The 14253-nt window shown below is 71.9% G+C and carries 14 protein-coding genes; 7 read left to right on the top strand and 7 right to left on the bottom strand.

What is annotated here, in order from left to right; genetic code table 11:
• The 5 genes from VFE05_23305 to queG form a co-directional block, all read right to left on the bottom strand.
• On the bottom strand, positions 1–1065 hold a 1065-nt coding region (locus VFE05_23305; protein ID HET6233024.1), incomplete at its 3' end, for a hypothetical protein.
• A 57-nt stretch (positions 1066–1122) separates the two neighbouring features.
• Positions 1123–2679, bottom strand: a complete 1557-nt coding sequence (locus VFE05_23300) for a hypothetical protein (protein ID HET6233023.1) — start codon at positions 2677–2679, stop codon at positions 1123–1125.
• 259 nt (positions 2680–2938) lie between these two features.
• The gene (locus tag VFE05_23295) at positions 2939–3580 is read right to left on the bottom strand and encodes a response regulator transcription factor (protein ID HET6233022.1); all 642 of its coding nucleotides are present in this window, start codon (positions 3578–3580) and stop codon (positions 2939–2941) included.
• A 550-nt stretch (positions 3581–4130) separates the two neighbouring features.
• Positions 4131–4385, bottom strand: coding sequence for a hypothetical protein (locus VFE05_23290; protein ID HET6233021.1), 255 nt, complete (start codon positions 4383–4385; stop codon positions 4131–4133).
• A gap of 364 nt (positions 4386–4749) precedes the next feature.
• A complete protein-coding gene (queG, locus tag VFE05_23285; protein ID HET6233020.1) occupies positions 4750–5982 on the bottom strand; it encodes a tRNA epoxyqueuosine(34) reductase QueG in 1233 nt (410 codons plus the stop codon).
• 156 nt (positions 5983–6138) lie between these two features.
• Between queG and VFE05_23280 the strand changes: the two genes are divergently transcribed.
• From VFE05_23280 to VFE05_23270, 3 genes are all read left to right on the top strand, one after another.
• Positions 6139–6567 (top strand): GxxExxY protein, encoded by a 429-nt coding sequence (locus VFE05_23280; protein HET6233019.1) that lies wholly within the window; start codon positions 6139–6141, stop codon positions 6565–6567.
• Between the two features lie 86 nt (positions 6568–6653).
• Entirely contained in the window at positions 6654–7031 is a 378-nt protein-coding gene (locus VFE05_23275) for a carboxymuconolactone decarboxylase family protein (protein HET6233018.1), read from the top strand.
• The gene (locus tag VFE05_23270) at positions 7028–8170 is read left to right on the top strand and encodes an aminotransferase class V-fold PLP-dependent enzyme (protein ID HET6233017.1); all 1143 of its coding nucleotides are present in this window, start codon (positions 7028–7030) and stop codon (positions 8168–8170) included. The genes VFE05_23275 and VFE05_23270 overlap by 4 nt, the downstream gene beginning before the upstream one ends.
• A 456-nt stretch (positions 8171–8626) precedes the next feature.
• Here VFE05_23270 and VFE05_23265 read toward each other — a convergent pair whose 3' ends face one another.
• Positions 8627–8899: a hypothetical protein gene (locus tag VFE05_23265; GenBank protein HET6233016.1), complete on the bottom strand. Its 273-nt coding sequence runs from the start codon at positions 8897–8899 to the stop codon at positions 8627–8629.
• Between the two features lie 18 nt (positions 8900–8917).
• Positions 8918–9166 (bottom strand): hypothetical protein, encoded by a 249-nt coding sequence (locus VFE05_23260; protein HET6233015.1) that lies wholly within the window; start codon positions 9164–9166, stop codon positions 8918–8920.
• Positions 9167–9273: 107 nt separating this feature from the next.
• On the opposite strand from VFE05_23260, the gene VFE05_23255 reads away from it, so the two are divergent.
• The 4 genes from VFE05_23255 to VFE05_23240 are packed head-to-tail and all read left to right on the top strand — an operon-like array spanning position 9274 to position 13992.
• On the top strand, positions 9274–9759 hold the full coding sequence (locus VFE05_23255; protein ID HET6233014.1) for a hypothetical protein: 486 nt from the start codon (positions 9274–9276) through the stop codon (positions 9757–9759).
• A gap of 60 nt (positions 9760–9819) precedes the next feature.
• The gene (locus VFE05_23250) at positions 9820–10665 is read left to right on the top strand and encodes a hypothetical protein (protein HET6233013.1); all 846 of its coding nucleotides are present in this window, start codon (positions 9820–9822) and stop codon (positions 10663–10665) included.
• 4 nt (positions 10666–10669) lie between these two features.
• Positions 10670–11236 (top strand): DUF4402 domain-containing protein, encoded by a 567-nt coding sequence (locus tag VFE05_23245; protein ID HET6233012.1) that lies wholly within the window; start codon positions 10670–10672, stop codon positions 11234–11236.
• Positions 11237–11238: 2 nt separating this feature from the next.
• Positions 11239–13992: a hypothetical protein gene (locus tag VFE05_23240; protein HET6233011.1), complete on the top strand. Its 2754-nt coding sequence runs from the start codon at positions 11239–11241 to the stop codon at positions 13990–13992.
• Positions 13993–14253: the final 261 nt, after the last annotated feature.

The following is a 14253-nucleotide window of genomic DNA, read 5'->3' as shown; positions in this document are numbered from 1 at the left end:
CTGCGACGGGTTTCGGATGCCGCTGCCGACGACGGCGATGCGGTCGCGCTTCACCAGGTCGGTCGACGCCTGCTCGCAGTGCGCGGCCAGCGCGCCGCCGAAGCCCTCGTCCTGCCCGGCCGCCACCACGATGTGCACGTCCACCGCCAGCAGCGGGTCGAGCCCGCCGGTGCGGTAGTCGGCGTTCGCCGCGCCGTTGTCGCCCCCCTTCAGCGGCGCGAACGCCCCCGCCGGCGCGGTGTGCGCGGGCGGCTCCTCGGGGTGGCTCATCCCCGCCACGGCGGCGGTCACCCACGCCGAGCCCGCCACGGCGTCGTTCACGTCGTCGGCCAGGTCGTTCCCGTCCACCACCGTGTAGATCTCCTGCGCCGTACCCAGCCGCAGCGTCACCTTCACCGCGCTGCTCTTGTCGGCCAGGAAGGTGACGTCGAGCACGTCGTTCGGCTGGAGCATGTCGCCGACGGTCATCGCCCCCGTGGTGGGATCGAGCCTGGCCTCGCCCGCCGCGGCGGCGCCCGCGCCGCTCACCACCCGCAGCGCGCGGCTGATCCCGGTCAGGTCCTCGGTCAGCTGCACGCGGTTGCGCGCGCTCTGGATCGGCTTGAGCGGGAGGCTGATGGGCAGGTCGCTGCCGTGGAAGCGCTTCTCGATGACGGGCGACTCCTCGGCGCCGGCCACGTTGACCGTCAGGTCGTTGGCCCACTCGCCCGGCGTCCTGGCGGTGAGCTTCGCCGTGTTCCCCGTCGCCGAGGCCAGGGTGATCGACGCGCTGGCCGACGACCCGCCGGCCACGCGCACCGCGTACACGGTGGTGGCGCCGTGGGTGAACACCAGCTGGAGGGCGCGCACCAGGGTCAGCTCGTCGTGCGTGCCGCCGCGCCACGCGTCGTAGCCGCCGAAGCGGCGCACGGCGTCGGCGTAGCTTCCCACCAGCGTGGCCACGCCCACGGGCCCCTTGGCCGCGGTTCCCACCACGCCCACGGTCCCCACCGAGATCTGGCCGGGGACGATCAGCCCCTCCGGGCGCACCTCGATGTAGACGCCGGGCAGAATCATCTCGGGCATGGCTGCCTATCCTCGGGTTGAGGGGGATCGGCCGGGCGGCCGGCGTCCGCACGCGGGTCAGGCGGGCGGGTCCGGGAGCGGCCGCAGGTACAGCACGGCGGTCTGGTCGAGCGCGGCGGCCGCGAAGGCCACCTCCAGCCGGTCGGCGGCCGAGGCCAGGCGAATTCCCGGGCCCATGTCCAGCAACCGCGCGTCGTACGAATCGGGAGACGAATCCTCGTCCCAGTCGCCCATCACCAGGGCCGCGCCCGCGGGATCGGCGGCGTCGAGGAAATCCTGCAGCGTGGCGAAGGCGAGCCGCGCGTGGCGCGTGGCCGGCACCGGCCCGGTCACGGAGGCGCGGAAGGCGGCGGGGTCGGTGAACGGGCCGGGCGCGCCCGCCGCGCCGTCGAACGTGCGCGTCACCGTCACCCCGCCCGCCGGGGCCGCGGCGGGGACGAAGGCCAGGACGCCGATCCCCTGCACCGCCGCCGGGCCGCGGACCGCCAGCGGGGGCGCGCGCAACTGGTCCCAGCGCGCCAGCCGGCCGGTGATCCGCATGGCGTCGGGCGGCTCCTCCACGTCCACGGGGATGGCCACGATCAGGCTCTCGGAGTCGTCGGCGTCGCGGTACTCGTACTCGTACAGCACCTCGGCCAGCACGCTCTGCCGCCAGTCGGCGCCCACCGGCTCGGCGGGGGTGGTGTCGGCCAGGCTCAGCCGCAGGAACCCCAGCTGCCGCAGCTCGTCGCGGCGGGTGCGCAGCCGCTCCTGCACGCCGGTGGTCAGCGGGGCCAGCCCGGCGGGGGCGTTCGTCCACAGCTCGAAGCGCACGAGCGCCTCCACCCGGCCGCCGAACACCTCGCCGGGAACGAACCCGTCGCGCACGTCCACGCCCTTCCGGTTTCCCACCCCCACGCTCCGCTCCCGCGCGCTCACCGCCGCCACGCTCGACTGGGGCGTGGGCGGCGGGTCCTGGAGCACCTTCTCCTTCAGCTCGCGCAGCATGTCGTGGACTGCCTGGTCGAACGCGAGCGTGGCGGCCGTCGGCGGCATGGGTGCGGCGAGAAGGGCCGGAGAAAGGAGGACGCGGATGGCGGTGGCGCCCGGAGCGGGCTGCGTGCCCGGTGGAGAAGTTCCCCCGGCGCCCGCCGCGGCGGAATGGACCGCGCGGTCCGGACCGGACGGGGAGGGATCTAGACCTCCCCCCCCGCCCTCCGCCTGTCCGCCGGGACCGGAGGGGGATGCGTCCTCCTCGGCCAAGGGGAACCAGGCGCGCGCCACGGCGGCCGCGCGGACGGCGTCCAGCAGCTCCCCGGGCGCGGGGTCGTCCAGCCGTTCCACGTGCAGCCGCAGCGCGGCGATGGCGGCGCGCCGGCCGCCGGGCCCGAACACCACCACGGTCAGCCGCGGGAACTCCTCCAGCAGCGCCGGCACGCCGGGCGGCAGCGCGTCGTCTCGAGCTCCCAGCAGCACGGCGTCGGGGCGCTCGGCGCGCAGCAGGGCGCGCGCGTCGTCGAGGTCGGCCGCCCCGCCCACCAGCTCCACGCGCGGGTCTGCCGCCGCCAGCGCGCGCAGCAGGCCGGCAGGAAGCGGGGGGAGAACGGCCAAGATGAAACGGGCGGGGGGGCTCATACGGCCGCGCGGAGAAGGTCCGGAGGGACGCTCGTTCACCGCTCGCCCCGGCGGAATGGACCCTGCGGTCCGGACCATCCCGCCGGCTACCCATCCGGCGTCGTGCGCCCGGCGAACGCGAAGACGCGGGGCGCCGCCATGGCGCCCCGCGTCGATGTCATCTCCCGTGACGGAACCAGACGGCCGGATCCGCTTGGTGCCGCGGATCCGGCCGATGGTGTGCCGGGAGATGGAGATTGCCGGCCGGAGGCGGAGGGGACTACGCCACCCGGGCGGAGCCGGAGGGATTGCGGCGGAGCCAGGCGGCCGCGTCGTCGCGGTGCTCCACCTGCAGCTTTCCCAGGATGTTGTGTACGTGGTTCTTGGCCGTGGCCACCTCGATCCCCAGGTGGCGCGCGATCCCCTTGTTGGTCAGCCCGCGCCCGATCAGCTCCACGATCTCCCGCTCGCGCAGCGTGAGCTGGACGGCGTGCGACGGCGGAATGCGCTGCCCCGCGTATAGCGAGAGCTGGCTCAGCCGCTGCTGCATGTATGCCGTGATGCGGGGCGAGCAGTGCATCTCTCCGCGGGCTGCGCGCTCCACGGTGGCCGCCAGATCGTCCAGCGATGCCTCGCGCGGCACGTACCCCGACGCGCCCGCCTCCACCCAGGCCACTACCTCGCTCTCGTCGTCGCCCACGTCCACCACCACCGTACATCCCGGCCGGGAAACGAGGTCTCGCGCGCCGGGAAGCCCCGCGTCCAGCAGCACCACGTCGGGCTCCAGCGCCGCCGCCAGCCGCCGTGCCTCGTCGTAGCCGGCGGCGGTCGCGGCCACGCTCAGCGCCGGCCGCCGCGACAGCGCGTCGGCCAGCCCCTCGCGGTAGAACCGCACTGCGGTGACAATCAGCAGCGTGATCATCGCCTTGGCGTGGCGGCGAAGACAGGGATGAGCAGCGGGGCGTCGAGCGGTGGAATCCGGCCTGAATGCCGCTCGGAATGGTGCGGGCGCGAACGCGCCCTTTCAGCCATTGTAGCAAGTCACACGCCCCACTCCGGCCGTTTCCACGAATCGATAGAACCTCGGGTGCAGCACGAGCTTGCGGTTGTCGAGCTGTTACACCGGCGGCACCCTCCGCACCGATGAGACACTAATCGGGTCAAACGTGTCCCGGTCTCGCGCCCCAGTTGCGTGATCCCGGAGCGTGGGGATGCGGGCGGACGCGGCCGTGGACGGGATCCGTCGCTAGCCACAGGACCGCCGTAGTCACACTTCTGACAGCACCGGCCGCCACGCTACTTTCCGGCCGGACGTCGGCTCTCCAGCGAGGACGTGGTCTCCGACACTACCCATACAAGGGATGAGGGTAGGCCGTTCGTCGTGAGCGTCGCACGAAACCCGGCGCGATCGCAACGGCGCCGGGCTTCATCTCACGCGGCGGCCGACTCGCCCCGTCCGCCGGCCGTCCCCCTCAGATCACGCAGATGGCAGTATCCGGGCAGCCCGCGCATGGAGTGTAGGCGTGGGGCGCGGAGGCGCAGTTGTCGTCCGCGGAGCAGGCTCCAACCCCGTACCACGTATCGCACTCCGGCCCGCATCCCGTGACGCCCCCGCAGGTCGTGTCGGTCTTTTCGTGGCCGAAGACGGTGCCCTGGTCCTGCCCCGCGCTCGAGGTCGTGAACGATTCGACGCACAGGTCGTCGAGGCTCAGCTTGATCTTGATCATCGCAATATCTCCGGAGTTCGAAGTGAATTGGAAGCGGGGCGGCTCAGCACGGTTCAGTGCCCATGGTCCAATAAAGATCCATGGGCGACATCAATTGATAACACGCCGACATTCGTGAGAGAAGAAGACCGGAGCGATCCGCAACCGAATCGTTCCGTGAGACATCTCACCGCCGACGTTCCGGGGGCGGAATTTCCGTCCTGCAGGTGGGCCTGGAGGAGCGACGTGTGTTGCTGGATTGGTGGGTGCTCGACGTGCTGATCGTCGTAGAGCTGATCGAGGGGATGCGGCGCGCCAACCATACGACCGCTGTGGTCACGCTCCGTACGGCGCCGGATGCGCCACGGTACTTCCCGGTCGGCCGTCAGCTCTCGAGCGACGACGTGATCTCCGAGACGACCCCCGCATCGTCCTCGACAGCCAAGCGGGCACGCAACGCCTCCCGCGCCGTCTCGCCACCGATGCGCCCTAGAGCCCACGCCGCATGCCCCCGCACCAGTGGCTCGGCGTCGTTCAGCCCGCCGACGAGCGCCGGCACCGCCTCCGCAGAGCCCCAGTTGGCGAGAGCGACTGCTACGTTGCGCAGCAGCCCACGCCGCTTCGTCCGCTTCACGGGCGAATTCTTGAATCGGCGGCTGAACTCCTCCTGCGTCATCCGCATCAGTTCGATCAGCGTCGCGCCGTCCACGCCGGAGCGGGGGATGAACGATGCTTCCTCCGTCGGCTCGGCGAAGGAGTTCCAGGGGCAGACTTCTTGGCAGATGTCGCAGCCGTAGATGCGGTTGCCCATGAGCGGGCGGAGGTCGCGGGGGATGGGGCCGCGCAGCTCGATGGTGAGGTAGCTGATGCAGCGGCGGGCATCCATCCGCGGCGCACCCGTTTCGTCGCGGCCCAGGAGGGCGCCGGTGGGGCACGCGGTGAGACACCGGCTGCACGTGCCGCAGTGGTCGGCGGCAAAGGGCGCGTCGTAGTCCAGCTCCACGTCCAGCAGGATGGTGCCGAGAAAGTGGTACGATCCCCGCCGCGGCTGGATCAACATCGTGTTGCGGCCGAACCAGCCCAGCCCCGCCCGCGACGCCAGCTCGCGCTCGAACAGCGCGCCGGTGTCCACGTACGCGCGACCGCTCACAGGAAGCACCTCGGCGTTGATCCAGTCCTGGAACGCGACCAGCCGGTTCTTCAGCAGGTCGTGGTAGTCGTCGTTGCGGGCGTAACGGGCGAAGACGGCGCGAGACGGATCGGCGGATGCGGGCGTGTCCGAGTCCGCATCCGGCGAGTAGTAGTTCGTTGCGAGGACGATGGCGGACCGGGCGCCGGGGACCAGCACGCCGGGATCGTGGCGCTTGGCGACGGCATCCTCGCGCGCGAGGTAGGCCATCTCGCCGTTCATCCCCTCGCGCAGCCAGCGGTCGTACGCCTCCCCGTGCGCGCTGGGACCCACGGGCGCGATCCCCGCCGCGGAGAAGCCCAGCTCGCGCGCACGCTCACGGATGCGCGCGGAGACAGCGGCGAGATCCGCAGCCGGGCTCGCCGGGTGTGCGGCTACGATGAGGGGCGCAGGCGCTGAGGGCAGGATGGGCAGGGCTGTGCGGGTCATGCGCGTTGCTACACCCGCCGGTTTTCCGCGTGCCCGCCTCTTTCGGCTGCGGTGTCGCGGGCCGTACGTTCAGGGCCTCACGCGGAGACGCGGAGCCGCGGAGAACGGCAGGAGGGGAGCGCAGACCGCTACTTCGTCCCAATTCCAGGCGCCGGAATGCGCGACATCGACGAGATCACCCAGCAGATCGTAGACGCGGCGTATCACCTCCACACCGACCTCGGGCCGGGGCTGCTGGAGTCCGTATACGAAGCTGTGCTGGCCCGCATGCTGGAGCGTAGGGGTCTCCAAGCCGAGCGGCAGAAGCCGGTATCGTTCGAGTTCGAGGGAATCCGGTTCGAGGAAGGATTTCGCGTCGACCTGCTAGTGGAAGGCCGCGTCGTCGTGGAGCTGAAGTCGGTCGAGAAGCTGACGCCCGTTCACGGGAAGCAGGTCCTCACTTATCTGCGCCTTCTAGGGATGAGGGTTGGCCTGCTGGTGAACTTCGGCGCGCCGACCATGAAAGAAGGTCTCCGTCGCATCGTCAATGCCCACGAGCCGTCATCCCGTTCACTGCTCCGCGTGAACCAGCAGGGGTCCGGATGAACTCCTCCTGCTGTTCTCCGCGTTCTCCGCGTCTCCGCGTGAGACCCTGAGCACCCCCGAAGCCCCGAACTTTCCGAGCCGACGCGATGTCCGAAACACTCTCCGAGTTCCGCCTTTTCCGCGAGCGGATGAACGAGCGCATCCTGGAAGCGGGCAACCTGGAGATCAAGCGCTTCTTCGCGCTCGACACGCGCACGTACGAAGAGGGCGCGCTGCCGGTGAAGACGAAGGAGCTGCTGGGCCTGGTCGCCTCCATGGTGCTGCGCTGCGACGACTGCGTGACGTACCACATCGTCCGGTGCAAGGAAGAGGGCGTGACCGACGAGGAGTTCTTCGAGGCGTTCTCGGTGGGCCTGGTGGTGGGCGGCTCCATCGTGATCCCGCACCTGCGCCGCGCCGTGGACACGCTGGACCAGCTGAACGCCGGCACCGCACCCACGCTCAACACCGAGTCCGCAGAATGAGCACCATCCCGCACGCGGAGCTGGAGCGCTGGCGCTCCGAGTTCCCCATCCTGGGCACGCACACGTACCTCAACTCGTGCTCGCTGGGGGCGCTGAGCAACCGCGGCATGGGCTACCTGGGCGAGTACCAGCGGCTGTGGAACACCATGGGCGCATCCGCCTGGTACGAGCTGTGGATGGGCCGCATCGCCGAGCTGCGCGGGCGGGTGGCGGCGCTGTGGAACGCGCGCGACATGGAGATCGGGCTGTCACCCAGCGTGTCGGCCGCGCTGTCGTCCATCGCGTCGTCGGTCGACTACACGAAGCGCAACCGCGTGGTGGTGGCGGACCTGGACTTCCCCACCCTGGTCTACCAGTGGCTCGCGCGGCCGGACGTGGAGGTGGTGCGCGTGCCCAGCGACGACGGCATCGGCATCCCCGCCGAGCGGTGGGCGGAGTACATCGACGAGCGCACGGCCATCGTGGCCACCAGCCACGTCTTCTACAGCACGGGCTACGTGCAGGACCTGAAGCCCATCGCCGACGCGGCGCACGCGGCCGGCGCGCTCTTCCTCGTCGACGGCTACCAGGCCGCGGGGCAGATTCCGGTCGATCCGCGCGCGAGCGGGGCGGACGTGTACGTGGGCGGGCCGCTGAAGTGGCTGCTGGGCGGCCCCGGCCTGGCGTTCCTGTGGGTCAGGCAGGAGCGCATCGCGGAGCTGCGGCCGACCATCGCGTCGTGGTTCGGGGCGCGCGACCAGTTCCAGTTCCGCGTGGACGAGCTGGAGTTCCGGGAAGATGCGGGGCGGTTCAGCATGGGCACGCCCGCCATGCCCACCGTCTACACCGCGCTCGCCGGCCTGGAGATCTTCGCCGAGGCGGGGCACGCAGCCGTCTTCGAGCGCATCGCGGCGTTGCGGGAAGACGTGATCGCGCGGATCGGGGCCGAGGGCTTCCAGATTCGCGGCGCGGCCGACCCGGCGCGGCGCTCGGGCATCGTCATGGTGCGGCACCCGGACGCTGCCGGCGCGGTCCGCCGCCTGGCCGAGCGCGGCGTGATCGTGGACTTCCGCGGCGACTACGTGCGCGTCTCCCCGCACTTCTACAACACGCAGGACGAGAACGCCCTCTTCGTCGAAGGCCTGGTCGAGACCCGCTGACGCGACCCGAGCGACAGCGCGAAGGTCGAACGACGGTGGAACGAAGGGAAGGACGGCAGATGAATGGCGCGGCTGTTCATCTGCCGTCCCCGTTTCGGGAGATAGGCAGAATTTCGGGAGATAGGCGGAAGACCATGACGTGAGATGCGCTCGCGCCGAAGAGCCCGCGCCCATTCGGGAACACCCTCTCCACGGATGACCATCCCGCATCTGCCGAATCCGTAGCTCCGATCCGGATTTCCGGAAGTGAGGATGCAGCCGCCCGCTGCTCCACCGTCGGCCCGTCCTCGGTCGAACCGGCGCTTCCGCAGATCGCGTGGAGGCGTGGGTTCCCGCCGGGGAACAGCATCGGTTCCCGAACGGGAACACGGACGTGCTCCGCACCGACCGGCCATTGATCTAAACGACACAGTAGCAATCGCTTACGGCAGATTGCGTTCGGGCACGCCGGTTGCCCTATCCCATGCCAGCCGACGTCGCTTCGACGCCAGGCAGCGTCGAGGCCGTGCGGAATCCCCCGGCCCGCTCCAGCAGCACCACCGCCCTCCCGAGGAGTACACAGATGAAGAAGCTCGCCCTGACCGCCGTGTTCGGCGCCGCCCTGCTCGCCGCCCCGACCCTCGCCTCGGCGCAGGTCACCGGCTCGATCCAGTCGACCGCCACCATCAGCACGGTGTTCGCCTTCGGCACGTCGTCGGACCTGGACTTCGGCGCGATCACGCCCGGCACCGCGTCCACCGCGAGCGGCTACATCCGCTTCGACCGCAACGTGGGCGTGATCTTCACGCTGCCGGACGCCGCCAACACCGGCAAGCTGACCAGCGCGGCCGGCGGCACCCTGCAGCCGGCGTTCACCTGCGGCGTGGGCCCGACGAACGCGGCGGTCGTGACCGCCTTCACCTCGTGCGCGCCGGCCACCGGCACTACGGCCGTCCTCACGCAGGCCGCGCCCACCGGCACCAGCACCGAGTACGTGATCTTCAACGGCTCGCTCACGGCCGCGCAGACCAACACGGTTCCCGGCACGTACAACGGCGTGATCCGCATCACCGCGACCGCCAACTCAGGCGGAAACAACGCCGGGCAGCAGGGTACGAGGGAGGATGCAGCGCACGATCACGTCGGGCCTGCTCCTCCTCTTCGGATGGGGGGCGAGCGGGGGCGGGGCAACTGCCCAGGCCCCCGCTTCGGCGTCGATGGAGGCCGTCCCGGTGCAGGGGCTGCTCTTCGGGCCCATGCTGCCGGGCATCCCCGAGCAGATCGCGGTGGGCGACGCCGCCCGCCGGGCCGAGATCCTGCTCACGGGCAGCGGCGTGCTGGACGTGTCGATCCAACTGCCGCGGGCCATGACGGCGCCGGGCGGGGCCACCATCCCTCTCCGCTTCGGGCCGCACGACGCGGCGGTGCTGTACAGCGCCTCGTCGGCCCCGGTGCCGGTGAACCCGCTGGAGCTGATCCGCGTGCGGCTGGACCCGGCCGCCGGGCCCACGCGCCTGCTGCTGGGCGGCACGGCTCTTCCAGCGGCCAACCAGCAGGCGGGCACGTACACCACCACGCTGGTCCTGCTCGTGGTGAACACGGGCACCTGAAGCACCCCACGGGCGCGGCATCACCCGCCGCGGCCGAGAACGAAGCGCAGGAGACAGAGCTTGAACCCCAGCCGCACCCGCACCACCATCGCCCGCATCCTGGGCATCGCGCTCGCCCTCTGCTTCGGCGCCTCCGCGCGCGCCGCGGCCGTCACGGTGAGCCCCACGGCGCTGTTCATCGACTCGCGCTCGCCCACCACCACGCTCACGCTGTACAACGGCGGCACGGCGGCGGAAGAGGTGGAGATCGCGTTCGCCTTCGGCTACCCCGCATCGGACGCGAACGGGGTGCTCACGGTGCAGTTGGCGGACAGCGCGCCGGCGGGCGAGCCGTCCATCGTCCCGTTCCTGCGCGCCTTCCCGCGGCGCATGCAACTGCAGCCCGGCCAGCGCCAGACGCTGCGGGTGATGGTGCAGGCGCCCGGTGGCCTGGCGGACGGCGAGTACTGGGGCCGCGTGGTGGTGCGCTCGCGCGGCGGGCAGCCGCCCATCGAGCAGCGGCAGGGCAACGTGCAGGTGGCGCTGAGCGTGGAGACGCAGGTCGCCACGGCCGTCCTCTACCGCAAGGGCGCCGTGCAGACCGGCGTCGCCGTCCGCGCAGCGACGGCGCAGGTGGCGGACAACGCGGTGCAGTTCACGGTGGACCTGGAGCGGCAGGGCAACGCCGCCTTCCTGGGCCACGTGCAGGCGCGCCTCGTGGGCGCGGACGGGCGCGTGGCGGGCGAGGCGGAGGACGCGGTCGCGCTGTACCGCAGCCTTCGCCGGCGCTTCGTCATCCCCCTGCCCGCCGGCGCCGCCCGCACCGGCTGGTCGGTGCAGTACACGGTGGACACCGAGCGGCCAGACCTGCCGCCCACCGGCCCGCTCCGGGTCGCCCCCGTCACCGGAACCGTACAGGTGAGATAGACGGATGACGCGCCGCGCGCTCGCCCTCGCCGCACTGCTGATGGCCGCCCTCTCCGGGGCGGCCACGCGTGCTGGCGCGCAGCTGACGCGCACGGCGGCCATCAACGAGTCGCTGACCATCCTCTTCCCGCCGCTCACGGCCACCGGCATGCGCCCGCTCCAGTTCGGCACGCTGGTGCCGGGCACGGCGCGCACCGTGCTGCCCACCGCCGCGGCCGGCGGCGAGCTGCGCGTTTCGGGGATGAAGAACAAGCGCTCCATCGTCATCAGCTTCACGCTGCCGGCGGACCTGCGGAACGCCAGCAACCAGGCGCTGCCCATCTCGTTCAACGGCAACTTTGCCGCGAACTGCGAGATCACCACCGCCGACGTGTGCGACCCCACCACGCTGCACACGTGGAACCCCACCACGGGCAGCTTCACCGACACGCCGGACCGCTCCAAGCCCGGCCGCCCCCGCTACACCTTCACCGACTTCTCCGTCTACATCGGCGGCACGGTGTCGCCGGCGGCCACGCAGCCGGCGGGCACGTACACCGGCACCGTCACGGTGAACCTGGTCGTCAACTGACGGTGCCGCCCCGGCCCGGGCGCGCGTCTCGCCTCATCCTCCGCCTCCTCCCCTTCCTCGCGCTGCTCGCCCCGGCGCGGGGCGTCCGTGCGCAGGAGATCCCCGCCGGCTACGACCAGGGGATCTACGAGCTGGGCATCTCCGGCCTGGCCCCGGTCAGCGTCTCCGTCCTGGTCACTCCCAACGGCAAGGTCCTCGTCCCGCTCCGCCCCGTGCTGGAGCTGGTGGGCGCGCCGTTCCACCTGGCGCCGGACAGCGCGCGCACCTCGGTCGCCCGCCCGCGCGGCGTGGGCACGGCGGTGCTGGACGTGGCCGCGCGGACGCTCGTCACGTCGCGAACGTCGCATCTGGCGCCGGACGAGGTGCTGGCCGCGCTGGGCGACGTGTACCTGGAGACGGGGCGCGTGGCGGAGTTCCTGGAGGCGAAGGTGGACGTGAGCCAGGCCGACCTGGCGATCACGCTCTCGCGCGAGCCGCCCTTCCCGGCGCAGGAGCGCCTCTCCATCTCCGAGCAGCGCGCGCGGGCCCTGGGCGGCGCCCGCGGCGACTCGGCCGCGCCGCACGTGCCGTTCGTGGCGCGCACGGGCGGCGGAGTGCTCGAGTGGGGCGTCTCCGGCGGCCAGCCGACTACGACGATCCCCGCGACCGCATACGGGCGGCTGGGGCTGGGGATCGCGGGCGGCCTCGCTCGACTCGGGGCGACCGTGCGCGGCCCGCAGGAAGGCGGCTCCTCGGGCGTGGGCGACCTGACGGCTAGCTACCAGCGCGTCTTCCCCGAAGGCCGCTGGCTGCGGCAGGTGCAGGTGGGCGACATCGTCACCGACGGGCTGCGGGCGCGGTCCATCCGCGGCGTGACGCTCACCAACGCGCCGTTCGCCCGCGACCCGCTCTTCGGCGAGGCCGCGTTCCGCCCGCATCTCCCCGCGGGCTGGGAGTACGAGATCTACCAGGACGGGCGGCTGCTGGGGTACTCGCCCGCGGGCTCGCCCGGCGCGGTCAACGTGCCGCTCCAGTACGGCAGCACGCCGGTACAGGTGCGCCTGTACGGCCCGGCCGGCGAGCGCATCACGTCCGACGTCGTCTACCTCATCCCCGTCCTCCAGATCCCCGCCGGGCGGTGGCAATATTCCGCCGGGACCGGGCTGTGCCCCACGCGGCGCGAGTGCCGCACGTTCTCGTACGCGGACCTGCGGCACGGCTTCACGCAGTGGGTCACCGCGTTCGCGGGGGCGGACGTGGTGCAGGACTCGATGGTGGAGGTGCAGCCGTACGGCGGCGCCAGCATCGTCCCCGCGCGGAGCTGGTTCGTGGAGGTCCAGGGGATGTACCGCTCGTTCGTGCAGGGCTCCATCCAGAACTTCAGCACGGGGCTGCTGTCCGGCGCGCTGAGCGGCGGCATCACGTGGCCGGGGCGCGACCAGGCGCCCGTGATCTCGTCCGGCGGCTTCTCGCTGCTGCCGGGGTTCGGCACGCGCTGGCATGCGGACGCGTCGCTGCGGGTGCGGCTGGGCGAGCACGCCTTCACCCGCGCGTTCGACCTGGGCGCGCGCGTGGACGGCCGGGTGCAGGGCGCGCCCGACCGGGTGAACCTGTCGCTGGCCAGCTCGCTCCGGCAGCTGCTGCTGGAGACGGGCTACGAGCGCACCAGCGGCCAGGACCCGCTCTTCCTGGCGCGGGCCACGCTTCCCATCACCCACGGCGTGCCGCTGTGGCTGCACACGCCGTCGCTCTCCGCCTCCGCCGGCGTGGGCGCGGGCGGGCTGCGGCGGTGGGAGGTGACGACCGCGGTGCAGCCCACGAACACCATCATCACCGCCACGGCGCGCTTCAACGAGGGCGCGGACGGGCCGTCGCTGCTGCTGGGGGCCACGCGGCGGCTGGGCTTCGGGCGCGTGCAGGCGCGGGTCACGCGGCAGGCGCCGCTGGCCGCGCAGACGAGCGTGGCGATGGACGGCGTGGTGACGTTCGGGCAGGGCACGGGCGTACGGCCGCTGGCGTACGGCGGGCTGGGGCTGGCGGGCGTGACGGGACGCGTCTTCCACGACACGGACGGCGACGGCGTGCTGGGGCCCGGCGAGGAGACGGTAAAGGGTGCGTACGTGGGCGTCGGCGGGCTGCGGGTTCGCACCGACTCGGCCGGGCGCTACTCGACGTGGTCGGTGCTGCCGTACGAGATCCTGCCCATCCGCCTGGACACGACCACGCTGGCCGACCCGTCGTGGACGCCCGCGCGGTACGACCTGCTGCTGCGCCCGTCGCCGCACATGTACACGCAGGCCGACTTCGCGCTGACGCAGACGCGGGAGATGGCGGGCGCGCTGGTGCCCGGCAGCGGCGTCGCCACCGCGGGCGGGCTGACGGTGGAGATCGTGGACCGCACGACCGGCGCGGTGGTGCGCACGCCCACGTTCAGCGACGGCGAGTTCTACGTGGGCCGCATCCGCCCCGGGCAGTACGACGTGCGCGTGGCCGAGTCGTCGCTGCGGGCGCTGCGCGTGGCCGCCCAGCCCGCGTCCGTCCCCGTCACCGTGCCCGCGGGGGGCGACGCGCAACTCGTGGACGTGCCGCACATCCGCCTCGTCCGTACGAGTACCGCGCCGCCGTCGCCCTCCCCGGCCCCGCCGTCCAACGCCCCGCCGACGGTCATCCGTCCGTTCCCGAACGGGGCGCCGCCTTCGGCTCCGCCGACATCGCCAGCGCAGCCGCCTCCGACTGCTCAGACTCCGTCGACGCAGACGCCTCCGCCTCAGCAGTAGCGTTCGGATGTGGCGAAGCGGGCCGACCTCCGGAACGCGCCCCCTCCCAGCTCGCCAAGGCTCGCTACCCTCCCCCACAAACTGCGTGGGAGAGGGTTGTTTTGGTTGTGGTGCGTTTCGGTCGGTTCGGGAGTGGCGGGGATGCGTGCGCCCATTTCTTCGACTTTCTCAGATCTGATCGTACAGCTTCTATACACCATCGGTGAAGGTGCCCTCTGGCAACGTTTTACAACGCGGCAGCGGATGCGGCGTTCAGAGATC

The sequence above is a fragment of the Longimicrobiaceae bacterium genome (assembly GCA_035696245.1).
Lineage (GTDB): Bacteria > Gemmatimonadota > Gemmatimonadetes > Longimicrobiales > Longimicrobiaceae > DASRQW01.
Note: the sequence above shows the minus strand (reverse complement) of the source record. Positions and strands in the feature narration are given on the sequence as shown.

What these genes read in the sequence shown, in the direction of transcription:
- VFE05_23300 (HET6233023.1), bottom strand. Translation starts at nt 2,679, where the DNA reads ATGAGCCCCCCCGCCCGTTTCATCTTGGCCGTTCTCCCCCCGCTTCCT.
- VFE05_23295 (HET6233022.1), bottom strand. Translation starts at nt 3,580, where the DNA reads ATGATCACGCTGCTGATTGTCACCGCAGTGCGGTTCTACCGCGAGGGG.
- VFE05_23290 (HET6233021.1), bottom strand. Translation starts at nt 4,385, where the DNA reads ATGATCAAGATCAAGCTGAGCCTCGACGACCTGTGCGTCGAATCGTTC.
- queG (HET6233020.1), bottom strand. Translation starts at nt 5,982, where the DNA reads ATGACCCGCACAGCCCTGCCCATCCTGCCCTCAGCGCCTGCGCCCCTC.
- VFE05_23280 (HET6233019.1), top strand. Translation starts at nt 6,139, where the DNA reads ATGCGCGACATCGACGAGATCACCCAGCAGATCGTAGACGCGGCGTAT.
- VFE05_23275 (HET6233018.1), top strand. Translation starts at nt 6,654, where the DNA reads ATGTCCGAAACACTCTCCGAGTTCCGCCTTTTCCGCGAGCGGATGAAC.
- VFE05_23270 (HET6233017.1), top strand. Translation starts at nt 7,028, where the DNA reads ATGAGCACCATCCCGCACGCGGAGCTGGAGCGCTGGCGCTCCGAGTTC.
- VFE05_23255 (HET6233014.1), top strand. Translation starts at nt 9,274, where the DNA reads ATGCAGCGCACGATCACGTCGGGCCTGCTCCTCCTCTTCGGATGGGGG.
- VFE05_23245 (HET6233012.1), top strand. Translation starts at nt 10,670, where the DNA reads ATGACGCGCCGCGCGCTCGCCCTCGCCGCACTGCTGATGGCCGCCCTC.